The 23,739-nt window shown below is 32.7% G+C and carries 24 protein-coding genes, 1 other RNA gene and 1 pseudogene; 16 read left to right on the forward strand and 10 right to left on the reverse strand.

Annotation, left to right across the window (positions count from 1 at the left end):
- The first annotated feature begins 34 nt into the window (after positions 1–34).
- The 4 genes from ACHMWN_RS14160 (at position 35) to ACHMWN_RS14175 (ending at position 1,877) form a co-directional block, all read left to right on the forward strand.
- Positions 35–421: an SRPBCC domain-containing protein gene (locus tag ACHMWN_RS14160; RefSeq protein ID WP_397302295.1), complete on the forward strand. Its 387-nt coding sequence runs from the start codon at positions 35–37 to the stop codon at positions 419–421.
- A complete protein-coding gene (locus tag ACHMWN_RS14165; protein WP_397302297.1) occupies positions 421–777 on the forward strand; it encodes a DUF1801 domain-containing protein in 357 nt (118 codons plus the stop codon). Before ACHMWN_RS14160 ends, ACHMWN_RS14165 begins: the two co-directional genes overlap by 1 nt.
- Positions 778–959: 182 nt before the next feature.
- Complete coding sequence (locus ACHMWN_RS14170) at positions 960–1,619, forward strand: hypothetical protein (RefSeq protein WP_397302300.1); 660 nt, start codon at positions 960–962, stop codon at positions 1,617–1,619.
- A 45-nt stretch (positions 1,620–1,664) separates the two neighbouring features.
- A complete protein-coding gene (locus ACHMWN_RS14175; protein ID WP_397302302.1) occupies positions 1,665–1,877 on the forward strand; it encodes a hypothetical protein in 213 nt (70 codons plus the stop codon).
- A gap of 374 nt (positions 1,878–2,251) precedes the next feature.
- On the opposite strand, the gene lysA is transcribed toward ACHMWN_RS14175, so the two are convergent.
- Positions 2,252–3,412 carry a diaminopimelate decarboxylase gene (gene lysA, locus ACHMWN_RS14180; protein WP_397302304.1) on the reverse strand — a complete coding sequence of 387 codons (1,161 nt, stop codon included), beginning with the start codon at positions 3,410–3,412 and terminating at the stop codon, positions 2,252–2,254.
- Positions 3,413–3,605: 193 nt separating this feature from the next.
- On the reverse strand, positions 3,606–4,919 hold the full coding sequence (locus tag ACHMWN_RS14185; protein WP_397302307.1) for an aspartate kinase: 1,314 nt from the start codon (positions 4,917–4,919) through the stop codon (positions 3,606–3,608).
- A gap of 177 nt (positions 4,920–5,096) precedes the next feature.
- On the opposite strand from ACHMWN_RS14185, the gene ACHMWN_RS14190 reads away from it, so the two are divergent.
- Positions 5,097–6,830, forward strand: coding sequence for a phospho-sugar mutase (locus ACHMWN_RS14190; protein WP_397302310.1), 1,734 nt, complete (start codon positions 5,097–5,099; stop codon positions 6,828–6,830).
- A 96-nt stretch (positions 6,831–6,926) separates the two neighbouring features.
- On the opposite strand, the gene ACHMWN_RS14195 is transcribed toward ACHMWN_RS14190, so the two are convergent.
- From ACHMWN_RS14195 to ACHMWN_RS14205, 3 genes and pseudogenes are all read right to left on the reverse strand, one after another.
- Positions 6,927–8,321 (reverse strand): glycoside hydrolase family 2 protein, encoded by a 1,395-nt coding sequence (locus ACHMWN_RS14195; protein ID WP_397302313.1) that lies wholly within the window; start codon positions 8,319–8,321, stop codon positions 6,927–6,929.
- A 15-nt stretch (positions 8,322–8,336) separates the two neighbouring features.
- Positions 8,337–8,495, reverse strand: a pseudogene (locus ACHMWN_RS14200) (glycosyl hydrolase 2 galactose-binding domain-containing protein); the annotation flags it as partial.
- Positions 8,449–8,928 (reverse strand): glycosyl hydrolase 2 galactose-binding domain-containing protein, encoded by a 480-nt coding sequence (locus ACHMWN_RS14205; protein WP_397302316.1) that lies wholly within the window; start codon positions 8,926–8,928, stop codon positions 8,449–8,451. The gene ACHMWN_RS14205 and the pseudogene ACHMWN_RS14200, both read right to left, overlap by 47 nt.
- A gap of 97 nt (positions 8,929–9,025) precedes the next feature.
- On the opposite strand from ACHMWN_RS14205, the gene ACHMWN_RS14210 reads away from it, so the two are divergent.
- From ACHMWN_RS14210 to ACHMWN_RS14245, 8 genes are all read left to right on the forward strand, one after another.
- Entirely contained in the window at positions 9,026–9,421 is a 396-nt protein-coding gene (locus ACHMWN_RS14210) for a hypothetical protein (protein ID WP_397302319.1), read from the forward strand.
- Positions 9,422–9,548: 127 nt separating this feature from the next.
- Positions 9,549–10,316, forward strand: a complete 768-nt coding sequence (locus ACHMWN_RS14215) for an MbnP family protein (RefSeq protein WP_397302322.1) — start codon at positions 9,549–9,551, stop codon at positions 10,314–10,316.
- A gap of 2 nt (positions 10,317–10,318) precedes the next feature.
- Complete coding sequence (locus ACHMWN_RS14220; RefSeq protein ID WP_397302326.1) at positions 10,319–11,362, forward strand: cytochrome-c peroxidase; 1,044 nt, start codon at positions 10,319–10,321, stop codon at positions 11,360–11,362.
- Positions 11,352–12,332, forward strand: a complete 981-nt coding sequence (locus ACHMWN_RS14225) for a hypothetical protein (RefSeq protein WP_397302329.1) — start codon at positions 11,352–11,354, stop codon at positions 12,330–12,332. The genes ACHMWN_RS14220 and ACHMWN_RS14225 overlap by 11 nt, the downstream gene beginning before the upstream one ends.
- Positions 12,333–12,400: 68 nt before the next feature.
- Positions 12,401–13,057 (forward strand): SCO family protein, encoded by a 657-nt coding sequence (locus ACHMWN_RS14230; protein WP_397302332.1) that lies wholly within the window; start codon positions 12,401–12,403, stop codon positions 13,055–13,057.
- Positions 13,057–13,479 carry a c-type cytochrome gene (locus ACHMWN_RS14235; protein ID WP_397302334.1) on the forward strand — a complete coding sequence of 141 codons (423 nt, stop codon included), beginning with the start codon at positions 13,057–13,059 and terminating at the stop codon, positions 13,477–13,479. The genes ACHMWN_RS14230 and ACHMWN_RS14235 overlap by 1 nt, the downstream gene beginning before the upstream one ends.
- Positions 13,480–13,594: 115 nt before the next feature.
- An RNA gene (rnpB, locus tag ACHMWN_RS14240) (RNase P RNA component class A) lies at positions 13,595–13,967 on the forward strand.
- A 258-nt stretch (positions 13,968–14,225) separates the two neighbouring features.
- Positions 14,226–15,626: a sigma-54-dependent transcriptional regulator gene (locus ACHMWN_RS14245; RefSeq protein WP_397302336.1), complete on the forward strand. Its 1,401-nt coding sequence runs from the start codon at positions 14,226–14,228 to the stop codon at positions 15,624–15,626.
- Positions 15,627–15,683: 57 nt separating this feature from the next.
- On the opposite strand, the gene ACHMWN_RS14250 is transcribed toward ACHMWN_RS14245, so the two are convergent.
- Positions 15,684–17,552 (reverse strand): chloride channel protein, encoded by a 1,869-nt coding sequence (locus ACHMWN_RS14250; RefSeq protein WP_397302338.1) that lies wholly within the window; start codon positions 17,550–17,552, stop codon positions 15,684–15,686.
- A gap of 212 nt (positions 17,553–17,764) precedes the next feature.
- On the opposite strand from ACHMWN_RS14250, the gene ACHMWN_RS14255 reads away from it, so the two are divergent.
- Complete coding sequence (locus ACHMWN_RS14255) at positions 17,765–18,487, forward strand: Crp/Fnr family transcriptional regulator (RefSeq protein WP_397302340.1); 723 nt, start codon at positions 17,765–17,767, stop codon at positions 18,485–18,487.
- Between the two features lie 14 nt (positions 18,488–18,501).
- On the opposite strand, the gene ACHMWN_RS14260 is transcribed toward ACHMWN_RS14255, so the two are convergent.
- From ACHMWN_RS14260 to gatB, 4 genes are all read right to left on the reverse strand, one after another.
- Complete coding sequence (locus tag ACHMWN_RS14260; protein ID WP_397302342.1) at positions 18,502–19,224, reverse strand: RluA family pseudouridine synthase; 723 nt, start codon at positions 19,222–19,224, stop codon at positions 18,502–18,504.
- 102 nt (positions 19,225–19,326) lie between these two features.
- Positions 19,327–20,016 carry a response regulator transcription factor gene (locus tag ACHMWN_RS14265; RefSeq protein WP_372820015.1) on the reverse strand — a complete coding sequence of 230 codons (690 nt, stop codon included), beginning with the start codon at positions 20,014–20,016 and terminating at the stop codon, positions 19,327–19,329.
- Between the two features lie 104 nt (positions 20,017–20,120).
- On the reverse strand, positions 20,121–21,230 hold the full coding sequence (locus tag ACHMWN_RS14270; protein WP_397302345.1) for a redoxin domain-containing protein: 1,110 nt from the start codon (positions 21,228–21,230) through the stop codon (positions 20,121–20,123).
- 2 nt (positions 21,231–21,232) lie between these two features.
- Positions 21,233–22,696 carry an Asp-tRNA(Asn)/Glu-tRNA(Gln) amidotransferase subunit GatB gene (gene gatB, locus ACHMWN_RS14275; RefSeq protein WP_397302348.1) on the reverse strand — a complete coding sequence of 488 codons (1,464 nt, stop codon included), beginning with the start codon at positions 22,694–22,696 and terminating at the stop codon, positions 21,233–21,235.
- Between the two features lie 142 nt (positions 22,697–22,838).
- On the opposite strand from gatB, the gene ACHMWN_RS14280 reads away from it, so the two are divergent.
- Both ACHMWN_RS14280 and ACHMWN_RS14285 read left to right on the forward strand, forming a co-directional pair.
- The gene (locus ACHMWN_RS14280; RefSeq protein WP_397302349.1) at positions 22,839–23,177 is read left to right on the forward strand and encodes a hypothetical protein; all 339 of its coding nucleotides are present in this window, start codon (positions 22,839–22,841) and stop codon (positions 23,175–23,177) included.
- 23 nt (positions 23,178–23,200) lie between these two features.
- Positions 23,201–23,704 carry a hypothetical protein gene (locus tag ACHMWN_RS14285; RefSeq protein ID WP_397302352.1) on the forward strand — a complete coding sequence of 168 codons (504 nt, stop codon included), beginning with the start codon at positions 23,201–23,203 and terminating at the stop codon, positions 23,702–23,704.
- Positions 23,705–23,739: the final 35 nt, after the last annotated feature.

Here is a 23,739-nt window from a genome sequence, read left to right on the forward strand (position 1 = left end):
TTCCAGTTCACAATTTTCAATTAACAATTCATTAATGAAGAATTTTAAAAAATACCTACCGCTACCTGCTCCGCCAGAAGAAGTTTATTTAGCATTGACTAAAGCTCAAAGTATTCAACTATGGACTGGAGCTGAAGTTGAATTTACAGAAGAAGCTGGAACAGAATTTTCTTTTTGGGATGGTGATATTGTAGGAAAAAACATTGAGTTTGAGCCCAATAAAAAAATTGTACAGCAATGGTATTTTGGAGAAGATGGTGAGCCATCAATAGTCACTATTAAACTACATGAAGATAAAAAAGGTACTTCTCTAGAATTTGTTCAAACTAATATTCCTGATGAAGATTATAAAGATTTTACAGAAGGAATTGAAGAATATTTTTTAGGTGGATTGGCTGACTTTTTTGAGATTGAACATTAATGTTAAGTGAATTAGATAATTTCTATTTAAAATATGAAGAGCCAACAAGAGGTTGTTTACTTGCACTAAAAGAAATTATTTTAAAACACAGTTCGCAAATTACTGCAGAATGGAAGTATAAGCTTCCATTTTTTTATTTTAATGGAAAACCACTTTGTTATTTGTGGCTGCACAAAAAATATAAAAACCCATATATTGGTTTTGTCGATGGAAATTTAATTGACGATGTAAATTTATTAGTAGAAAAACGCTCTCGAATAAAAATTTTATTGATTGATAAAAACGAAGATCTTCCTATAGAAAAGATTAATCATATTTTAACACAAGCCTTATATATTTGCTTAAATAAAAAATAATAATCGTCTAAAATCTTTAATCAACACTCTCGAATATGTTTATCAAAAGGAATTGTTTCCTACTCATTTTGCTTTTTCTCGTAAGCACTATTATTTCTTCATGCGGTAGCTTAAATAGCAATTTACCCGTATTTTACACACCTGCGTCTACATCAAATCATGTTTCATATTTACCAAAACCTATGGTGGCAGATAGTGTAAAAACGAAAAATTACCTAAGCGTAAGTTTTTCTAACAACAGCCTACCCTATGAAACAGGAGAAATGGTAATGGGATTTATTAATTATAACCGTTCTCATGTACTAGAAAATATTAATTTCTCTTATGGTGGCTTTGCTTATTTCGGTGGCACATCTAGAGGTTATGATAATTCACAACGTAAAATAAGTGAAGAGTTTTATGGAAAAGGCTTTCATGGTATTGGGTTAAGAACATCTATTGGTTATGCCGAACAATCGGGTAATACAGAATTTAGAGTATTAAATTGGGAAAACTCTTTAGTTTTTGAAGGAGGAAGCTATTCTTCTTTTAGTAAAAAAGAAAGAGGAAAACACGATCCTTTATCCATTGCATCAGATAAAACAACTTTATATACTACAGGTGGCTCTACGGAAGTTATTTGGTATGGTAAAAAAAATAGAGATAGACAATATGGATTTCGTCTGTTTTTAGGAGCAACTTTAGGCTTACAACATAACGTTAACTATACATCTGAAAAAATTAACGGCATGGCCTCCGATTTTTCTTTTTTCCTAAAGATTAGAAATGCTTACGGGATAATTAGCAATGGTAATAATTTAATGAATTCCTCAGGCAAAATTACATTAGGCTACTCATTTTAAAACAATTTTGCATTTAAGTCTGTTCCATAATAAAATTCAATTATTATGAGCAAAACATTAGGAATAATATTAATCGTACTTGGAATTGTATTATTAATTTGGACAGGATTCACGTATACTCAAAAAGAAAAAGTAATCGATGCTGGACCTATTCAAGTATCTGCAGATAAAGAAAAATCAGTTAACTGGCCACCATATGTTGGCGGAATAGTTTTAATTGCTGGCGTTGTCGTTTTTGTAAGTTCAAAACGTAAATAATTTTCACAGAATCCCCTTTTTAAAAGCTTTAATTTAAATTTAATTACATAGCGAGGGGCCAAATCTCTAGCTTTTAATATACGTACTGATTAGGATGGCTGAGTTATAAAATAACATAGCTAATATCGTTAAGATACCTTATAAATATTCATTTATAAGTCTTCATTTATATAACAGCACATAAAATTCGCATTAAGTCCGCCTTTTTTCGGTAAAACGCGGACTTGACGCGGACTCTATGCGGACTTAACCAAACTAAAACCAAGTGTATACTACTTAACAATTCAGTGAAAAGTGATATAAAATAAAGGAAGATTAGGACTAAATAAAGTAGGTGACTAAATGTAAACTTATCTTGAAATAGATTAAAAAATTTAGGAATTAAGGTCCTCGCTAGAAACTGTTTGTACACTCTCTCTTAAATTGTAATGCGATGCCATTACTTCACCGTATGCACCTGCACTTCTAATAGCAATAAGATCATTTCTAAACGTTTCTGGCAATTCTACTTCCTTACCAAAGCAATCTGTACTCTCACAAATTGGACCTACCACATCGTACTTAGTAATATCTTTATTGGCTTGTGATAAATTTTCTATTTGGTGGTACGCTTGGTACAACGCTGGACGCATTAATTCTGTCATACCAGCATCTAAAATGATAAAATTCTTTTTCTTACCATTCTTAACGTAAAGTACCTTGCTAATTAACGATGCACTTTGTCCAACTAATGCTCTACCCAATTCAAAATGGACTTCTTGATAAGATTTTACTTCAAGAAAATCTGCGAAAATTTTAAAGTAAGATTCAAAATCTGGAATTTGTTGATTTGGATGATGATAATCGATACCTAAACCACCGCCAACATTTAACACAGTTACTTTAAATCCATGATCTTCAAACCAAGAAGCAAATTCATTTACACGAACACAAAGGTTTTTATAGACATCTAAGTTGGTAATTTGAGAACCTATATGAAAGTGAATACCAATGAATTGTAAATTCGGAGAAATATTCAAAACATCTGCGCATGCTGGCATATCCCAAGAGTTTACACCAAATTTATTTTCATCTAAACCAGTGGTGATATTGGCATGGGTGTGTGCATCAACATTTGGGTTAATTCGAATAGCAATTTTTGCAATTTTCCCTTTCTTTTCTGCCAATTCATTAATTACTGAAAGTTCTTGTACAGATTCTACATTAAAGCAAAAAATATCATTATCTAATGCCTCATTAATTTCCTTATCAGATTTACCAACCCCAGCGAAAACAACTTTTTCTTTCGTAAAACCTAGTTCTAATGCTTTTTTAACTTCATTTCCACTTACACAATCTGCACCGAAACCCACTTTTTCAATCTTTTCTAATACAATTGTATTAAAATTAGCTTTCATCGCATAATGCACATGAAACTTGTATGCACTCGCAGCTTTATTACATGCATTTAAAGTGCTTTCAAGCAAATTCAAATCGTAATAGTAAAACGGAGTTTCTAATTTAGAGAAATGTGCTATATCTTTATCGGAAAACATAATCTTGAAATTTCTATTTATACTCTTCTTGGTCTTTTTGGCAATACTTTATGCCGGTAATTATATCGATTACAAAAATGGAAATATTAGTCGAAAGGAGTTTGAACGAAGAATCCGACTTTCTATCTTACTTTTGTTGGTTATCATTTTTCTCTATTTCTATCTCAGAAAAAGAGTGTAATTGAATATTATTTTACTCAAAAATACGATCGTGTAAGCTTCTTAGTGCTTCAACCTTGTTTTGCGTACTTACTAAAAGTGAGATATTATAAGCACTTCCACCATAAGAAATCATACGAACTGGAATGTGTTTAATTGAATCTAATACTTTAGCCGCATAGCCATGTTTTTCTGCTCCAAAATCACCTACAACACACACAATAGTTTGATCTTTATCAATTTCTACCGAGCCAAAAGAATTCAACTCTTTAATAATTTCATCCAAATTATCCGTAAAATCAATAGTTAACGATACCGCAACTTCTGAAGTGGTAATCATATCAATTGGTGTTTTGTATCTTTCGAAAATCTCAAAAATTCGACGTAAGAAACCATAGGCCAACAACATTCTGCTCGATTGGATTTTAATAGCAGTAATGCCATCTTTTGCCGCAATAGATTTAATTTTACCTTTTTCGCTTTCAGTACTAATCACCGTTCCCAAAGCTTTAGGCTCCATTGTATTTAACAACCTAACGGGAATTTTGTATTTCTGAGCAGGAAAAACAGATTGTGGATGCAAAATTTTAGCGCCGAAATAAGCTAATTCTGCCGCTTCATCAAATGATAAATGAGAAATAGGTTTAGTACCTTTTACAATTCTCGGATCATTGTTGTGCATACCATCAATATCGGTCCAAATTTGAACTTCTTCAGCCATAATAGCTGCGCCTAATAATGAAGCTGTATAATCACTTCCGCCTCTGCGTAAATTATCTACTTCTCCAAAACTATTTCTACAGATAAAACCTTGGGTAATAAATACTTTATTGCCTTTATGCTGAGCTAGTAATGGAGTTAAATGTTCAGTTGTAAATGGAACATCTGGCTCATTATCTTCATCGATTTTCATAAAATCTAAAGCTGGTAAAAGTACCGATGGCACGTCAATAGATTTTAAATAAATATGATATAAAGTAGTGGATAATAATTCGCCCTGAGCCAAAACTACCTTCTCTTCTATGCTTGTGAATAGATCATTTGTTAATGAATTCAAGAAATTGAAATGATAATCAACCACTTCTTGTCCTTGTTCTCTAAAATCGCCAGCTGGCAAAAGTTCAATTACAAACTCATTGTATTTCTGGTGTAAAGCATTAATTAATTCGGTTGCACTCTTTTTATCCTCCTTGAGTAACTTGGCAGAAATTTCAACTAAACTGTTTGTAGTACCAGACACCGCTGATAATACTACGATTTGTTCTTCAACTGGATTAATGATATCCAGCAATTTTTTCATGCGCTCTGGGCTACCTACAGACGTACCGCCAAATTTTAATATCTTCATTTTTTATTTTAGAATGCGTATTTTTCTTATTATTGTAACGCGGCGTGAAATTAACGAAAAGACCACTAATTTCCGCTTAAATGACAAAATAAAATTCTGATTGAGTTCTTAAAAAATAGAATGAACAATTTTAATTCTGTTTTGTAATATATACCAAAACATCAACCAAATTTAGTTATGCAATTAGAAGAAGCTACTTTAAAAACCATAAATCAATGGCTTACTGGCAATTACGACCAAGATACCAAATCAGAAATTCAATCTTTATTAGATAAAGCAGCGTATACCGAATTAACTGATTCATTTTATAGGAATTTAGAGTTTGGTACTGGCGGATTACGTGGCATTATGGGTCCTGGATCGAATCGCATTAACAAATACACTATTGGCACAGCTACACAAGGTTTAGCAAATTATTTGAATAAAAAATATGCTGGAGAAAAAATAAGTGTAGCTATTGCGCATGACAGCAGAAACAACTCAGATTATTTTGCGAAAATTACAGCAGATGTATTCTCTGCAAACGGTATTCATGTTTACTTTTTTTCTGCATTAAGACCAACCCCAGAACTCTCTTTTGCCATCCGTACATTAGGCTGTAAAAGCGGTGTAATGTTAACAGCATCACATAATCCGAAAGAATACAACGGTTACAAAGCTTACGGAAATGATGGCGGACAATTTACTTCTCCAGACGATAAAATGGTGATGGATGAAGTTGCTGCTATTAAAAATATTGATGAAGTAAAATTTGACCGCATTGATAGCAACGTAGAATTAATAGGAGAAGAAATTGACAAACTTTATTTAGATAAAATCACTGAACTTTCAGTTTCACCAGATGCTATTGCTCGTGAACATGATTTAAAAATAGTTTACTCTCCTATTCATGGTACTGGAATTACCTTAGTTCCTAAAGCATTAGCTCAATTCGGTTTTACGAATGTAACTGTAGTTGAAGAACAGAGTAAACCTGATGGAAATTTTCCAACAGTTGTTTATCCAAATCCTGAAGAAAAAGAAGCATTGACTTTAGCACTAAAAAAAGCAAAAGAACTTGATGCTGATTTAGTTTTAGCCACTGATCCAGATGCCGACCGTGTGGGCATTGCAGTAAAAAATAACGATGGTGAATTTGTTTTATTAAATGGAAACCAGACAGGAAGCTTATTAATCAACTACATTTTAACTGCTTGGGAAGAGAAAGGAAAACTAACTGGAAACGAATATGTGGTTTCAACTATCGTGACAACTAGTTTAATTAAAGCTATTTGCGATGCGAAAGGAGTTGAATACTTCAATACGTTAACCGGTTTTAAATGGATTGGAAATGTAATGACCAGCTTAGAAGGCAAAAAAACTTTTATTGCCGGTGGTGAAGAAAGTTATGGTTATTTAATTGGCGATTTCGTTAGAGATAAGGATGCAGTGGTTTCTTGTGCATTTATTGCTGAAATGACTGCTTTTTACAAAGATAAAGGCAGCAGTTTATATCAAGCAATGATTGAAATGTATGTTAACTATGGCATGTACAAAGAAGATTTAGTATCGATTACTAAAAAAGGTAAAACCGGTGCTGAAGAAATCAAAGCGATGATGGAAAAATTCAGAAACAATCCACCTGCAAAATTGGGCGGTTCTGAAGTTGTTACCTTAAAAGATTATGAACTAAATAAAGAAACAGATATTAAAGCAAGTACTAGCAAAGAACTAGGGTTTCCAAAATCTGATGTTTTACAGTTTATTACTGCCGATGGAAGTATTATTTCTGCCAGACCAAGTGGTACAGAACCTAAAATTAAGTTCTATTGCAGTGTAAATACTCCTTTAGCGAGTGTAGCTGATTTTGATGAAACTGAAGCAAAACTCACAGAGAAAATTAAAACAATAATGGAGGATTTGCAGGGTTAAACAGATTCGTCATTGCGAGGTACGAAGCAATCTCATATAAAAAAGGTTGGCGCATAAAGCACCAACCTTTTTTATTATCCATCATTTCAATGGCAACTAATTAACCACATCCCAAAGTGATTTTAACCTAACTACAATAGCCTTACCTTTTAACTCTTTCAAGTCAAAAGTAATGACCTTATTTTTTCCAGGTTCTAAATCGAAGTAATTCTCGCTGAGTTTACCTTTGTAACTAGCAATATCCACAAAAACATATTTAGCAAAGCTTGATGATTTTAAAATGATTTGATTTCCTGTAATTTGATAGGTGATTTTCGGATTAGTTAATTTTAAGTCTTTAGGTTTTACTATATCTCTTTCAGGTTTACCATCATCTCTATAAGCTTCTTTTACTGCGTACCAAGCAGCTTTTGGTGCTCTATCGTAATAATCGGTAATACTCCAACTCGCAACTGGCCAACAATCATTTAATTGCCAAAGCAGGGTTCCCATGTTATAGGGCTCCTTACTCTGATGAATTAATATCATGTTTTTAAACCCATAATATTGTACACATTGTGTGAGATACGTATAATCTTCAACAGAAAGCTTACTAATTTTTGCAGAATCAATCATGTAATTCTTGAGATAAATATTCAGTTTATCAAATCCGTTTCCAGCTTTTTGATGATGTTTTAAAACCTCTGAAAACAAATATCTATCCTGTGGTTGGGTAAACTTTAAAATACTCGAATAATTTGGCATGGCTTGCATTCCATATTCACTTACAAATCTGCCTGTTTTATTTTCAAAAGCTTCGAAATCTTCATTACCCCACCAAACTCCCCAATAATGACTATCGCCTTCGGTAAAGCTATTTCTAACCCCCCATCCATATTTAGGTGAAGAGCTAATGTATGGTCTACTATCATCAACTTCCTTTAACCATTTAGGAATACTGTCTCTAAATAATCGGGTATAATCGTTCCAGAGTTTTGCAGAATCTTTAGGCGGAATACGAAATTGATTTTGCCAGCCCCATCGATTAAAGGCTTCATCAATTTCATTATTCCCACACCATAATACAATACTTTTATGATGACGTAATCGTTTAACTTGATATTTAACTTCTTCTCTCACATTATCAAAAAAGGCTTTATCTCCTGGAACCATCGCTCCAGCGAACATAAAATCTTGCCAAACATGAATGCCCAACGAATCACACAGATCATAAAAATCATCTGATTCATAAATTCCTCCACCCCAAACTCTCAGCATATTCATATTAGCATCCTTTGCCATTAACAGCATTTTTCGATAATCATTTTTAGTCATTCTTGTTACAAAAGCATCTGATGGAATGTAATTTGCACCCTTCATGTACACAGGTTTTCCATCAATTTTAAAATAGAATGATGTTCCTTTTTCATCGGGTTGTTGAACTAATTCTACGTTTATCGGAGCAACAAATGGTTTTTCAATAGGTTTTTGATCATACCCTTCTAACCTCATTTCTTTCCAAATTCCACAACCTGTTAACTTTGGCCCCCAATCCCAACCAAAATGAAATTGTGCTTTACGTACATAAGTTCGTGGATTGTCAGGAATTATAAACGGAACATCAGCTTTTGCTAAAGAGTTAAACTGTATTTTGAGCAGAGCGGAAACGGATAAGCAGTTTATTATCTTTCTGTTTAAGTACTTTTTTTACATCAATTTTCCATTGGCGAAACATATTGTTAGCTTGTAAAATCAGTTTTCCATTTAAATATACATCAGCATAGGTATCTAAACCATCAAACACCAATTCTACATGTTGTTTCTGAAAAACATCCGATAAAACCGAAAAAGCACTTTTATAATCCCAATTTTCTTTTTCTATCCATTGCAATTTCTTTTCGTTATCACGATAAAATGGATCTGGAATTAATTTATTAGTCATCAAATCTACATGCACCTCTCCTGGTACTTTTGCAGGATACCATTTTGCATCATCCTGTTCTTGAAAACTCCAATTTGCAGTCAGTTTTTGTGATGAAACTTGTGCATTTACTTTAAAAGCTAAACTTAAGCCTATAACCAAAAAGAGAATTGAGCATTTATAATTGAGTTTTAACATCAGTATCTATTAAAGTATTTAGTGATGAATTGGAAGCTAAAATACATAATCTACATCCTTATAAAAATTATAATTAATCGCTAACAAATAGAAATCAATGCTTACTTTTGCGACGATGATTATCCGTAGAAAAGTTATTGCACTCTTTTTATTGTTTGGCATATTAGCCAATTGCTTTAATTACTGGGTATTATCATCATCTTATTCCTTTAATAGAGCATATATTTCATCTGTGCTTTGTACCAATAAAGATAAACCTGAGCTGCACTGTGAGGGTAAATGTTTTATGGATATCAAGTTGAAAGAATTGGAGCAAAAGAATAAGCAAGAACAAGATAATTTAAAAAGAATTGTTGAAACGGTCGCTCCTATCACCGCAGATTTATTGGCCCCTGTTTATGAAACATCATTTTCATTGGCAATTCCAAATTATCTACAAAAAAGTCCAATTAATACCGCCATTTCTATTTTCCATCCGCCTAAGCAAGTTTAGGCCTTTACAACATTGACCTTAATGCAAGGTCAAGCTGTTATCTCAGCAAAAACAATTTACATTTTAAAAATAGTTATGCACTAGCATCAGCTTTGCTATGGCTATTTCCACCTTATAAATTCAACTAATGAATATCAAAAATATATTGATTTTACTTTTCACAGTAATCATAGGATTTACATCTTGTAAAAAAGATGAAGCGATCAACTCATCAGAAAAAGGCACATTTACAATTGAATTCGAAAATGAAGTAAATGGTGCACCATTAGTTCTAAACAATCAAAATTATAAAAATGCTAACGGTGATAATTTTAACATTTCAGTTTTTAAATATTATGTGAGTAATATTAAATTGACTAAAACGGATGGTAGTATTTATAGCCTACCAGAAAGTTACATTTTGATTGATGCAGCGAAACCAAGTTCATTTTTAACCAATTTCAAGAATATCCCGTTAGGAGATTACACTAAAATTTCCTTTATTATTGGTGTAGACAAGGAAAGGAATTTAGCAGGTGCACAAACAGGCGCACTTGATCCAGCTCTGGGTATGTTTTGGACTTGGAACAGTGGTTATATTTTTGTAAAATTAGAAGGAACATCGCCACAATCAACTGCAACTAATAATGCGCTAACTTTCCATATCGGTGGTATTGTTGATCCAAATAATACAATTAGGACATTCAGCACTGATTTTAGTACTGGAAATCCATTAAGAATTAGAGCTGATAAAAATCCTCAAGTACATTTTACAGCCAATGCTGGAAGTTTATTTTCTGGTAAACAAAACATCAGCTTTGCTAATCTAAACTTTACTATGGGTGGCGCAAACTCTGTGTTAGTTGCCGACAATTACGCAACTAGTTTATTTGAATTTAAACACATACATAATTAACTATGAGGTATTTAAAAATATACTTCATACTTTTTGTAAGTATTGGAGTATTGTATGCCTGTAGCAAAACTGAAGTTATAAAATCACAAACCGAGGACATTCGGTTTGTGGTTCCTAAAAATTTTCCAGATGCTGTATACAAATTTGAAGGTAATATTTTAACAAATAGTGGTTTCGCTTTAGGTAAAAAACTGTTTTATGACGTTAGATTATCTGCAGACAAAACAATTTCTTGTGGCAGTTGTCATCAACAATTTGCCGGTTTTGCAAATTTAGATCATAAAGTAAGCCATGGTGTAAACAATTGTTTAGGTAAACGAAATGCACCAGTATTATTCAATTTGGCCTGGCAAAAAGAGTTTTTTTGGGATGGTGGCGCTAAGAACTTAGAAATTGTGCCTATAAATGCAATTACAGACGTTTGCGAAATGGGAACTGATTTAAATACGATTGTAAATCTTTTAAATACAACTAGTCCATACCCTCAGCTTTTTAAAGATGCATTCGGTTCAGCAACTATAAATTCTCAGAATTTGTTAAAAGCTTTGGCTCAGTTTACGGCTGCTATGATTTCTGCAAATAGCAAATACGATAAAGTAATGCGAAATCCTCAGCAAAATACTTTTACAGCCGATGAACAGCAAGGTTGTCAGTTATTTAAAGAGAAGTGTGCTAGTTGTCATACAGAGCCTTTGTTTACCAATTTAAACTATACCAGCAATGGTTTAGATTTAAACGGTGTTGATGAAGGAAGAAAAGTGATTACAGGTTTATCAACTGACAAAGGAAAATTCCGTGTACCAACATTAAGGAATATAGAATTATCCTCTCCCTATATGCACGATGGTCGTTTTAACACTCTTGAAAAAGTGCTAGAACATTACAATTCTGGTGTGCAACATAGTGAAAATTTAGATCCAGCTTTAATTAAAAGCTCACAGCTTGGCATTCCCCTATCTTCCATTCAAAAACAACAATTAATTAGTTTTTTAAAAACATTAACAGACGATGAATTTATCAAAAATAAAATTTTCAATGAAAATTAAGTTCGTACTATTTGTTCTAATCACTTTATCATTTAGTGCTTCTGCATGTGATATTTGTGGTTGTTTTATGGGCCTAACTCCTTACGATAACCAAAGTAGCGTTGGTTTATTATACCGTTATCGCTCATTTAGCGGTTATCAAGGACAAAATCATTATACATTTCCTACTGGAAGTAAATTCCTTTTTCCAAAAAATGATAGAACTGCTTCTTTAACAGAGCATAACGGTAATCCGAACGATTATGAATTATACCGAACTATAGAAATAAGAGGTCGATATTTTGTACATAAACGCATTGAACTAAACGCAATTATTGCTTATAATTCAAATAGTGAGCGCTACAATGGCAATACTTCTTCTATTTCTGGAGTTGGAGATATTAACTTATATGCTGGTTATCATTTAATTAGAAAATTAGATCAGTCCACTTTTAATCAACGTTTAATTGTTGGTGCAGGTTTAAAATTACCTAGCGGCAAGAATGATTTAAAAACTACATCTGGCATTCGATATTCTGCATTAATGCAACCAGGCACAGGAAGTACCGATGGTTTTGTATATGCTAATTATTTAATAGGTTATAGAAAATTTGGCTTAAGCATAAATAGTTCTTACAAATTTAACGGAGAAAATAATGAACAAGAAGGCATTGCAAATAGCAACACGACATTTTTAAATCTTTTTTACACTCAAAAAATTAGTAAAGATTGGCAGGTTACTCCTTCTGTTCAGTTTTTTTATGAAAAGTCGGCTGGAGAAACTTATAAAGGTGTAAAAACTGGTGAGCATGAAATGAATAATTTAATGGCTGGTATTGGTGCAGATTTATACTATAAAAACATTGCCTTAAATATCGGAATTCAGAAGAATGCGTGGGAAGCTGAAACAGACCATCCACAAAGTGCCGCCAAAATATACTTAGGTGTAACTTACAATATCAATCAATTGTATTATTTATTAAAATCTTAACAAATACATTAGCATACGTTAAACATTATTTTGTGTTTAGCGTATGTTTGTAATCAAATTCAATCATCATGATAAAATTTAAAAACATCGGTAGTATTTTAGCTGTATTATTTTTAACAATCAGTTTTACTGCCTGTACAAACGAAAAAAAGTTACCAATTTATGGTCAACGAGAAGCCAAAATAATTAAAGATAAAGATGGAACTGAAAGAGTAGATACGATTTATCAAACTATTCCTGCATTTAAATTTTTAAATCAAGATAGCACATACATTACGCAGGATATGTTTAAAGGAAAAATTTACGTAGCCGATTTCTTTTTTACTTCTTGCACTACTATTTGCCCCACCATGCATAGAAATTTAAAAACTGTGTATGAGCAATATAAAGGTAATCCTGATATCTTATTCTTATCACACACTATTGATTTTAAATACGATAAACCATCGGTATTAAAAAAATATGCTCAAAAATTAGGTGTAGATGTACCGCAATGGCAATTTGTATACGGTGGTAAAGATGAAATTTATAATTTAGCTGAAAAGAGTTATCTAACTGTTGTTAAAGAAGATAGTACAGCAACGGATGGTTATATACACCAAGGTTGGTTGGTTTTAATTGATAAAGAAAAAAGAATGCGTGGTGCTTATGATGGCACTAAAACCGAAGAAGTAGAAAAATTGAAAAAAGACATCGTAACTTTATTGGCTGAAGAAAAGAAATAATGCGCAAAATCATTTTACCTGTAGTTTTTTCATTCGCGATTTGTTCTATTATTTACTCTTGCCAAGATGCAAGTGAAATGGAACAAGCAAAATACATGACAGGCGGTAAAGATCTGTATATCGCTAATTGTCAGAATTGCCATGGTGCAAATGGTGAAGGTTTGGGAGAATTAGCTCCTCCCTTAACTGATAGTACGTTTTTGAAAGAAAATAAAGCACAATTAGCTTGCATTATTAAAAATGGTTCAAATAAAGGCGTTTTAATTAATGGGAAAAACTATCAAGGCAAAATGCCAGCATTTTCTAAATTACATGATATAGATTTAGCTCAGGTGATTGTATATGTCACTAATTCTTTTGGTAATAAACAAGGAATGTATACATATGAGCAAGTTGCTAAAGATTTAGCGAGTTGTAAATAACCTTGAGATTAAAGTCAGAAATCCAAAGTCTACTTAGTCAATCAATACTTAATACTGTACTGTAGACTTTGGACTTTTTTTAAGCGTTCAGCTTAAAAAAACTATCTTTGTGAAAAATACAAGCTGTTCTATCGCTGTTCTGCGTAAGTAGAAGAGAGGAAAGTCCGGGCAACATAGAGCATCTCGCTTCCTAACGGGAAGGCATTTGGGATTGAAGACCTGAATGACAGAAAGTGCCACAGAAAATATACCGCTCTAACGTGTTGGAGTAAGGGTGAAAACGTGAGGTAAGAGCTCACGAACTCGTTAAGCGATTAACGTTTTGGTAAACCTCGGGAGTTGAAAGACCAAATAGGCTAACGCATGTAGGGCTGCTCGCTCGATGTTAGTGGGTAGGTCGTTAGAGATAAATGGCAACGTTTATAGTAGATTAATGGTAGAATTCCGATTATCGGAAACAGAACCCGGCTTACAGGCTTGTATTTTTTTCTTTTTTATGGCTGAAAAATTTCAATAGCTGCATAAATTTCAACGATATAAATCTTATTGCATGAAAAGTTACATTTTTTTTGCGCTTAAGAAAAGTAGCACTGAAACCAAAGAGAAAATACCTTTGTTTTTTTAAATGATTAATCGCTCAAACTTTTAACTTGCTTTATGGTTTATAGCTTAACTAATTGTATAAAAAACTATACATTAAACAAAAAACGATATATTAGCACTCTATTTAAAAAACTGAATACCCTATGGCAAAATTGCTGATTATAGATGATGAGAGAGCGATAAGAAGCACGTTACGTGAGATTTTAGAATATGAAAGTTATGAAGTTGATGACATTGATAATGGTATTGATGGATTAGATTTGATTAAGAAGAACAACTACGATTTGGTATTGTGCGATATCAAAATGAATAAAATGGATGGTATGGAAGTGCTTGAGAATGCACTTATCTTAAAACCGGATCTTCCTTTTATTATGATATCTGGTCATGGGACCGTAGAAACTGCCATTGAGGCTAGTAAAAAAGGTGCATTTGATTTTGTTTCTAAACCACCAGATTTAAATAGGTTATTAATTACCGTTCGTAATGCATTAGATCGCGGAACGTTAGTTACTGAAACCAAAGTTTTAAAACGTAGAGTAAGTAAAACACGCCATATTTTAGGTGAATCGGATAGTATTACTAAAATTAAGGAAACAATTGAACGCGTTGCTCCTACTGAAGCTCGTGTGTTGGTTACCGGTGCAAATGGTAGTGGTAAAGAATTGGTTGCTCGATGGATTCATGAAAAATCGAACAGAGCTGATAGTCCTTTAATAGAAGTTAACTGTGCTGCTATTCCATCAGAATTAATTGAAAGTGAACTTTTTGGTCACGAAAAAGGCTCGTTTACATCAGCTGTTAAACAACGTATAGGAAAATTTGAATTGGCTAATGGGGGAACGTTGTTTTTAGATGAAATTGGTGACATGAGCCTTTCTGCTCAAGCAAAAGTACTTCGTGCTTTACAAGAACATAAAATTACGCGTGTTGGTGGCGAAAAAGAGTTAGATGTAAATGTTCGTGTAATTGCTGCAACAAATAAAGATTTAATGAAGGAAATTGAGGATGGAAATTTTAGGATGGACCTTTATCACCGATTAAATGTTATTAATATTCACGTACCTCATTTAACAGAACGTACAGATGACATACCAGAAATTGCACAAAACTTTTTAGAGGAAATTTGTGGAGATTACGGAATGCCTGTTAAGAAGATTAGCGATGGAGCGATGAATGCTTTAAAAGCGTTACCATGGACAGGAAATGTACGTGAATTACATAACATGATTGAACGTTTAATTATTTTGAGTGATAAAATAATAACCGAAAATGATGTGATTGCATTTGCAAATCCTTCGGGTGGGACAAATATTGGCGCTGCTAGCAGTAATGATGTAGCCGCTACAAATGGAGGAACGGCTTTGAACTATGAAAAATTCTCAAATTTTCAGGATTATAAAGATTATGCTGAAAAAGAGTTTATCAAATTTAAATTGGAAAAAAATAACTGGAATGTTTCTAAAACTGCTGATGATATAGAAATTCAACGCAGTCATTTGTATAGTAAAATTGAAAAATTCGGTTTAAAAAGAGCCGAATAAATAACTAATTTTTAGGCTGTAAGTTTTAATCTAAAGCTACAGCCTAATTTTATATTCTTATTTTCTCTTCGCAATTAACTGTCTACCTCGAACTAAAACTTTTTTGCGTTGTCTTGTAAGTGATAAATTGGCAGTCACTTCTTTGTCTTTTACTAAGTGCTGGTTATAAGCAGCTAGGATATCTTTTTGAGAAATTAATCCAATAATTTCATTGGTTATCACTGAAACAACAGGTGCATACTCTTGTTTATTCAAAAACAAAACTTCTAAAGCTCTTTTAAGTGTATCAACGTTGTTGATGAAGGGTAAATTTCTTTTAACACTCCCAGCTATAGTTTCTTGTAGATCGAGCTTTTTTGCAGTCAGATTTTGAATATTTAAAACACCGTCAAAGGATCCTTTTGCATCTTTAACCAAAAAATGATTTTGTTTAATGTGTATATCTTTAATCCTATCCAATACTTGTAAGATGGTATCTTTAGTGTTTAACACAAATTCATCCTTTTTAATAATTTGCTCTACATTTATTTTACTCAACACATCTGGCTCGTAAGAATCTGGAGTGATAATTCCTCTTCTGGCAATTTTTTCCGTCATTATTGTATTTTCCATAAAGAAAAAAGAAACTAAATATGAACCTGTACAAGCCCCCAATAAAGGTAACAGTGCGTTCGATTGCATGGTAGCTTCTAATGCAAAAGTAATACTGGTTAGGTATGCTCGTGATGCTCCTGCAAACATTGCCGACATGCCAATTAAGGCTGCCATTGGAATATTGATACCAGCATTAGGAAATACTGTTAAAATTAAACTTCCTAAAATTGCTCCAGCGGCACCACCTATGGTTAATAACGGAGCTAAAGTGCCTCCAGAAGTTCCACTTCCTAATGCAATTGACCAAGAAAGAAATTTAAAAAAACATAAACTCACCATTAAGATTAGCGTTGTTTTTCCAGATAGCATGGTTGTAATGTTATCGTAACCGACACCAAGTGTATGTGGCGAAAAGTAACCGATTATCCCTACCGCAATACCTCCAACAGCTGGCCACCATACCCAATGAATAGGAATTTTTTCAAAAGTATCTTCTATAAAGTATACAATTTTGGTTAGACCAATGGAGATAAACCCGATGATAATACCTACCAAACTGTAGATACCTAAAGCTAGGTTAGATGGTACTACTAGATCAGGCATTGAAAATACTGGCCCGGATTCAAATAATAAATGATGTCCGGCTGCTCCAGTAATACATGCCAATGCTACCGGCAATATTGCCTTTGGCGAGAACTCAAATAATAAAAGTTCAATTGCTAAAAAAATCGCAGCGATTGGGGTTCCAAAGACTGCAGACATACCTGCTGTTGCTCCAGCTGCTAATATTATTTTACGTTCGTTTGAATTTATTTTAAATAACTGGCCTAATGTAGAGCCTAAAGCGCCACCTGTTGCAATGATTGGTCCTTCTGCGCCAAAAGGTCCACCTGTTCCTATAGCAATAGCGGATGAAAGTGGTTTTAAAATTGTAATTGAAGGTTTAATTTTACTTTGATTAACTAAAATTTGTTCCATCGCTTCAGGAATACCATGGCCTCTAATTGCCTTTGAACCATAAAGCGCCATAAACCCAACCATTATTCCACCAATTATTGGGATAACAATTACCCATAATCCTAGATTATTATCTGCAGGACTATGAAAATTACCACTAAATTCACCATAGAAAGATAAGTTAGTTACGAGATTAATTAAGTAAATTAAAAACTTAGCAATTAGACTGATAAATACGGCAACTAAAATAGATAGTGCCGCAATTTTAAGTAGGCTTTTTTTGGCAATAAAAGAACGTTTAGACTCGAATACTTTATTTTCTAAATTGCCTAATCCGGTGGAAATCGGAATGCCCACATTGTTTTTGTGTTTCATAAACTAGGGTGATTATACACCTTTATAGATGTATTAACTATTTTGCAAAAGTAGAAAATGAAAAGCATTATTGCAATATAAAAACATTGTTTATACAATAAAATTAAATTATTAAAATATATAATGATTAATATTATATTGCTAATGTAATAAAATATGAATAATCATAATACTAAATTTTAATGATTAATATTGCATTTTAATATACCGAAATGAAATTGAGCTCTACAAAATGTAATCAAAGTACATGTTTTTTATGTCAGTCTGTTCTAAAAGGCTGGCAACCACTTATAAGTTTGAACAAGAAGAACTTTGAATTTAAAAAGGGGCAACAAATTTTTAAGGAAGGTGATCCTGTAAAAGGTATATACTTTATTTACGATGGTAAAGTAAAGGTGCATAAATATTGGGATGAAGAAAAAGAATTCATTGTTCGATTTGCTAATAAAGGAGATATTTTAGGTCATTTAGGACTCGGTACAGAAAATTTTTATCCAGTTTCTGCTACCGCATTAGAGAAAGTTATAGTTTGTTATTTAGAAATGGATTTTTTCGAATCCACTTTAGAAGTGAATACTAAATTGACGTATAATTTAATGCGATTTTTTGCCAACGAACTACAAAATACTGATCGGAGAATGAGAGATCTAGCACATATGTCCGTTAAAGCTCGTATTGCTCAATCTTTTATTTCTTTAAAAAATCAATTTGGAAAAGACGAAAATGACTTCATTAACCTAGAAATTACTAGGCAAGATTTATCTGCCTTTTCTGGTGTTTCTTATGAAACCTTTTTTAAAGTGATGGTAGAATTAAACGAGCAAAATGGCGTCTTAGCAATTGATAAACGCTATAAAATTATCGATGAAAACCTTTTATTAAAAATTATTCAAGATGATCAACAAAAGCAAGTGGCAAAAAGAAAATTGAAGTAGAACTAACTTTTAGACTAGGCATCAAATTTATCTAAAAGCTTCAAAAGTGTAGTAAAATCCTTCGGATAAGGTGCTTCAATATGAATATCTTGCTCATCCAAACCTTTGAAAGTGATTTCTTTAGCATGAAGTGCAAAACGTTTCATAATCGGTTGTTCCTCTTCATCTTTGGCTAAACGGTACCCTTTTTTAATGGCTGATAAAAAAACTGGTTTACCTTTATACATATGATCGCCACAAATAGCTGCACGTTGTGTAGCAAGGTGAATACGAATTTGGTGCATTCTTCCTGTAACTGGTTTACATTCTACCAAAGTATAATGCTTGTAATTTTTTATAGAATTGAAATATGTTTCAGCTCGTTTACCTTCCGCTCTATCAATTGTTACGTTTTTATTTCCGTCGTTTAATATCGGCAAGTCAACAAATAAATTATCAAATTGATATTGTCCATCCACCACTGCGTGATAAATCTTTTTAACCTTTCTTCTTTCAAATTGCATAGATAAATTACGGTATGCTTCAGGATTTTTAGCAATAACAATGGCTCCTGAGGTTTCTTTATCTAATCGATGACAAACTTGTGCATCGGCTGAATATTGTTTAGCTAAACGCAAGATATTCACTTCACCAGCTGCACCACGTTCATCTAAAGAAGCAACAAAAGGAGGTTTGTTTACTACGATATAATCATCGCTTTCAAAAATAATAAGGTCTTTAAAATTTGGGTATTTCACTCTGTGTTATTAAGTATGCTGCAAAAGTACGAAAAAAGCAACAAGGTCTTAGTGAAACACCAAGACCTTGTTAATATTTAGGTAAATGAAATATGAATTTTATTAGGAAAGTTCGAATTTATAGCCTACTCCTTTTACAGTAGCAACATAGTTTTCACCCAGTTTTTCACGTAGTTTACGAATATGTACGTCAATAGTACGATTGGTTACCACAACCGAATCCTCCCAGATATTTTTAAGAATAGATTCTCTAGTGTAAACTTTACCTGGTTTTGAAGCTAAAAGGTATAATAATTCAAATTCTTTTTTGGCTAAAACTACCTTCTCTCCATTTTGAAAAACCAAATATGCTTCTCTATCAATTACCAAATCGCCAATTTCAACTTTGTTATCAGAAACTTCTTCACCGCTCGAATTTCTACGAAGAATTGCATTAATTCGACTTACCAAAGCTCTTGGTTTAATTGGTTTTGCGATATAATCATCGGCACCTACGTTAAAGCCTGCTATTTCAGAGTATTCTTCACTTCTAGCTGTTAAAAAAACCATGAAGGTATTTTTAAACTCTGGAATAGCTCTCATTAAACGGCAAGCTTCAATTCCATCCATCTTAGGCATCATAATGTCTAAAATTATTAAATCTGGATGAACTTTCTTTGCAACCGAAATTCCATCTTGACCATTACTTGCTAAAAATACTTGATAACCCTCTTTTTTTAAGTTGTACTCAATCAGCTCTAAAATATCTGGTTCATCATCAACAATTAATATTTTTTGTTTCGCTGTACTCATCGCTTGTTTATTTGTTACGAAAGTAAGTATACTATTGCACTATTGAGTTAAAATGAAGTTAACAAATTGTTAAAACACGTAATAATTTTAACATGAAATTAGGTTTAAGGTAAGGTTTTGTTTAAGAAACTATCCAATTCCTCTCCCCTTAAATTTCTAGCTATAATTTTTCCATTGGGATCTAAAAGAAATGATGCAGGGATAGCTTCTACTTGATATAACCTAACTGTTGGCCCTTCAAAATCAGCTAATTCACTTGCATGATTCCATGTTAAGCCATCTTGTTGAATAGCCTGAGCCCAGGCGGCTTTATCTTTATCTAAGGAAATACCTAAAATTGTGAAATTTCTATTTTTAAATTTATTGTATGCTTTAACTACATTAGGATTTTCATTTCTGCATGGTCCGCACCACGAAGCCCAAAAATCTATCAGCACATATTTGCCTTTAAAGTCTTTTAAACTAATCGTTTTTCCATCAATTGAATTCATGCTAAAATCTGGCGCCTGTTGCCCAATTTGCACCGCTTTTAATTTAGAAACTTTTTCAACAAAGGTTTTTACAGCTGGATTTTTCTTCAAATCCTCATCAACTTTTTCTGCATAATTCACCATAGCTGCTTCATTTCCTGTCGGATTAACCAAGCTAATTGCATAAAAACTTACTAGTGATTTTGTATTGTCGTTTGCAAATTTGATCACCGCACCATTTAAATCCTGAATAGCTTTCATGTATTTAGGTGTAATTTCTTGAACTAATGCTTCTCTACTATCAGGATTTGCGGCTACTTTTTGTTCAAAATCATTTTTAATGGTTTCTATTTTTGCAGAATAGGAACTTTTCAACGTATTAAATTCTTCCAATTTAACAGCATCTTCAGCGCCTTTTACCTTATATTCATGATTTTTATTTGCTAAATCTGCATTAAAAATGATTTCGTCGCCATTTTTAGCAATAACCATATATTCATTCGCACCAATATTAATACGGTAAAAATCAGCTTCTGGAGAAACCCTTGAAAACTTAAATTCTCCTTTTTCAGATAAAATGGTAGAATCTAAAACAACCATATTACTGCTTGCCATTCCATATAGGTAAACTTTCTTTTCTGTTCCAGGATTTTCAATTTTCCCGTCAATCGTAAATTTCGTTTTGTCTTTACATGCTGTTGCTAATACCACAACCAAACATAAAATATAGCTTAACCTTTTCATATTTATTTTAATTTTTCTATTATTAAATCACTTATTTTCTTAGCATCCGCTTTGCCTTTTGCTAGTTTCATCACCTCGCCAACAAACAAACCTAAAACGCCTTTTTTACCTAATTTGTATGATTCTACTTGAGGTTTGTACTTGGTTAAAATTTCATCAATAAATTCGTTAATCGCATCATCGTCCTCAACTATTAATAAATTTAATTCTGTGGCTAAGTTTTCAACTGTTTTATCTTGGTTAGCAACTAAAGAAGGTAAAAGTTGCTGTAGTGCATTTTGCTGACTTATTTTTTTATTGTCTACTAAATTAATTACCTCGGCCAATTGATGAGGTTCCAATTTATAAGTTGCAATACTAATTCCTTGATCATTTAATAGCGCTCTTATTGGGCCTAAAAGCCAATTTATCAGGCTCTTTTGATTGTTTACACTCGTCTTTGCTACATTAAAATAACTAAACAGATCTGCATCCTCTCCCAACATAATCGCCTCTGTTTTGTTAATACCAATTTCTGCAACTAACTGTTTAGCAATTTCTTTAGGTAAGGTTGGCATAGCAGATTTTATTTCAGCTAACCATTCATCAGAAATAGAAATAGGTTGTAAATCGGGATCTGGAAAATAGCGGTAATCATTTGCCTCTTCTTTAGTACGCATTGGCGATGTTGTTCCTTTATCTGCATCAAAATTCAATGTACTCTGAATAATTTTTCCACCGTTTTCTATCACTTCTATTTGTCTATGAAATTCAAACTCCATCGCTCTACGTACGTTTCTTATAGAGTTTAAGTTTTTTACCTCGCAACGTGTTCCAAATTGCGTAGATTCCTTTTCTCGTATCGAAATATTGGCATCACAACGCAAAGACCCTTCTTCCATATTTCCATCGCTCACGTTTAAGTGGCGTACTAATTGTCTAATTTCAGTAAGCAAAGCCGATGCTTCTTCTGCACTGCGAATATCTGGTTCTGTTACAATTTCAATTAGTGGAACTCCAGCTCTATTTAAATCTACGTAAGAATATTTCTCATCTTGATCGTGCAAACTTTTACCAGCATCTTCTTCTAAGTGAATTCTATTGATGCCAATTCGTTTTTCTTCGCCATTGGCTAATACCACATCTAAATATCCATTTTTACAAATTGGACTATTATCTTGTGTAATTTGATATCCCTTTGGTAAATCTGCATAAAAGTAATTTTTACGATCAAAAAAGTTATACTGATTGATTTCACAATTTAAAGCTAATCCAATTCTTATCGCTTTTGCTACTACTTCTTTATTTAATTTGGGCAATGCACCAGGCAAAGCCAGTGAAACAGCCGAAATATGTTCATTGGGTTTAGCACCAAAAGTGGCACTATCAGAAGAAAATATTTTTGATTGTGTATTTAACTGTACATGTATTTCTAATCCAGAAACCAATTCGTAAGCTACACTTTCAGTTGCAGTTTTTGTACTCATTAATGGGCAATATCTATTAAAATGGTCATTTAATGTGCCTCAAATATATGCAAATATGTATCAATTCTATTGCTAAAGGGCAACAATCTACTTATGGCATAAAATTGGATTTGATATAAATACACGCAAAAATTTTAAAACTATGAAAAAGTTAATCCTTGTAGCTGTGTTAGGAATTGTAGCAGCTACTTATCAACCCGCAAAAGCCCAAGTTAGTGTTAGTTTAAACATTGGAACTCCTACTTATTATGGATATAATTCTTATTATACTCCGCCTAGAGAAGTAGTGTATGTAGAAAGACATCACAATTACTACCCAAAAAGAAATGTAGTAGTGTACAGGCCGCAACCTATAGTATATCGTTCTTATTATACCAATTACAGACCAGCACGCAGATATTATTCTGTTAAACAAGTGAATTATAAACAGTATAATAAATTTAAAGGTCATTCAAAAGGTCACGGAAGAGGAAGACATTAATTTCACAATCTAAATAACATAAAATGAAAAAGTTAATTTTAATAGCACTGCTAGGTGTGGTATCGCTAGTTCAAAATAATGCAAATGCACAAGTTAGTCTGAACGTTAATATTGGATCTCAACCATTATGGGGACCAGTGGGATACGATCATGTTGATTATTACTATTTACCAGATGTAGAAAGTTATTATTCTGTACCTAAACGTCAATTTGTTTATTTGGATAATGGAAATTGGGTTTTTAACAATTCGTTACCAGCTAGATATGGCAATTATAATTTATACAATGGCTATAAAGTAGTGGTTAATGGAGATAGACCATATTTAAATTATAAGAATGATAAAGTTAAATATGTAAAGTATAAAAACTGGGGAGGTAAACAGCTAGTCATCAAAAATAGTAATGATAGAAAATACTATGTTGTAAAAGGCCATCCGCATGGAATGCCTCCTGGACAAGCTAAAAAAATATATAGTGGTAAGGGAAATAATGGAAATGGAAAAGCCCATGGTAAAGGGAAACACTAATTAATTTCCACAAAAAAAAAGCCTCGATCAAATGA

Source organism: Pedobacter sp. UC225_61, assembly GCF_044452285.1.
Classification (GTDB): Bacteria; Bacteroidota; Bacteroidia; order Sphingobacteriales; family Sphingobacteriaceae; genus Pedobacter.

Coding starts and splice junctions, on each gene's coding strand:
- lysA (WP_397302304.1), bottom strand. CDS start 3,412: ATGTTTTCCGATAAAGATATAGCACATTTCTCTAAATTAGAAACTCCG.
- ACHMWN_RS14195 (WP_397302313.1), bottom strand. CDS start 8,321: ATGAGGTTAGAAGGGTATGATCAAAAACCTATTGAAAAACCATTTGTT.
- ACHMWN_RS14225 (WP_397302329.1), top strand. CDS start 11,352: ATGAAAATTAAGTTCGTACTATTTGTTCTAATCACTTTATCATTTAGT.
- ACHMWN_RS14220 (WP_397302326.1), top strand. CDS start 10,319: ATGAGGTATTTAAAAATATACTTCATACTTTTTGTAAGTATTGGAGTA.
- gatB (WP_397302348.1), bottom strand. CDS start 22,696: ATGAGTACAAAAACTGCAACTGAAAGTGTAGCTTACGAATTGGTTTCT.
- ACHMWN_RS14160 (WP_397302295.1), top strand. CDS start 35: ATGAAGAATTTTAAAAAATACCTACCGCTACCTGCTCCGCCAGAAGAA.
- ACHMWN_RS14230 (WP_397302332.1), top strand. CDS start 12,401: ATGATAAAATTTAAAAACATCGGTAGTATTTTAGCTGTATTATTTTTA.
- ACHMWN_RS14190 (WP_397302310.1), top strand. CDS start 5,097: ATGCAATTAGAAGAAGCTACTTTAAAAACCATAAATCAATGGCTTACT.
- ACHMWN_RS14170 (WP_397302300.1), top strand. CDS start 960: ATGGTGGCAGATAGTGTAAAAACGAAAAATTACCTAAGCGTAAGTTTT.
- ACHMWN_RS14280 (WP_397302349.1), top strand. CDS start 22,839: ATGAAAAAGTTAATCCTTGTAGCTGTGTTAGGAATTGTAGCAGCTACT.
- ACHMWN_RS14265 (WP_372820015.1), bottom strand. CDS start 20,016: ATGAGTACAGCGAAACAAAAAATATTAATTGTTGATGATGAACCAGAT.
- ACHMWN_RS14245 (WP_397302336.1), top strand. CDS start 14,226: ATGGCAAAATTGCTGATTATAGATGATGAGAGAGCGATAAGAAGCACG.
- ACHMWN_RS14210 (WP_397302319.1), top strand. CDS start 9,026: ATGCTTACTTTTGCGACGATGATTATCCGTAGAAAAGTTATTGCACTC.
- ACHMWN_RS14235 (WP_397302334.1), top strand. CDS start 13,057: ATGCGCAAAATCATTTTACCTGTAGTTTTTTCATTCGCGATTTGTTCT.
- ACHMWN_RS14205 (WP_397302316.1), bottom strand. CDS start 8,928: ATGTTAAAACTCAATTATAAATGCTCAATTCTCTTTTTGGTTATAGGC.
- ACHMWN_RS14270 (WP_397302345.1), bottom strand. CDS start 21,230: ATGAAAAGGTTAAGCTATATTTTATGTTTGGTTGTGGTATTAGCAACA.
- ACHMWN_RS14250 (WP_397302338.1), bottom strand. CDS start 17,552: ATGAAACACAAAAACAATGTGGGCATTCCGATTTCCACCGGATTAGGC.
- ACHMWN_RS14185 (WP_397302307.1), bottom strand. CDS start 4,919: ATGAAGATATTAAAATTTGGCGGTACGTCTGTAGGTAGCCCAGAGCGC.
- ACHMWN_RS14255 (WP_397302340.1), top strand. CDS start 17,765: ATGAAATTGAGCTCTACAAAATGTAATCAAAGTACATGTTTTTTATGT.
- ACHMWN_RS14215 (WP_397302322.1), top strand. CDS start 9,549: ATGAATATCAAAAATATATTGATTTTACTTTTCACAGTAATCATAGGA.
- ACHMWN_RS14285 (WP_397302352.1), top strand. CDS start 23,201: ATGAAAAAGTTAATTTTAATAGCACTGCTAGGTGTGGTATCGCTAGTT.
- ACHMWN_RS14165 (WP_397302297.1), top strand. CDS start 421: ATGTTAAGTGAATTAGATAATTTCTATTTAAAATATGAAGAGCCAACA.
- ACHMWN_RS14175 (WP_397302302.1), top strand. CDS start 1,665: ATGAGCAAAACATTAGGAATAATATTAATCGTACTTGGAATTGTATTA.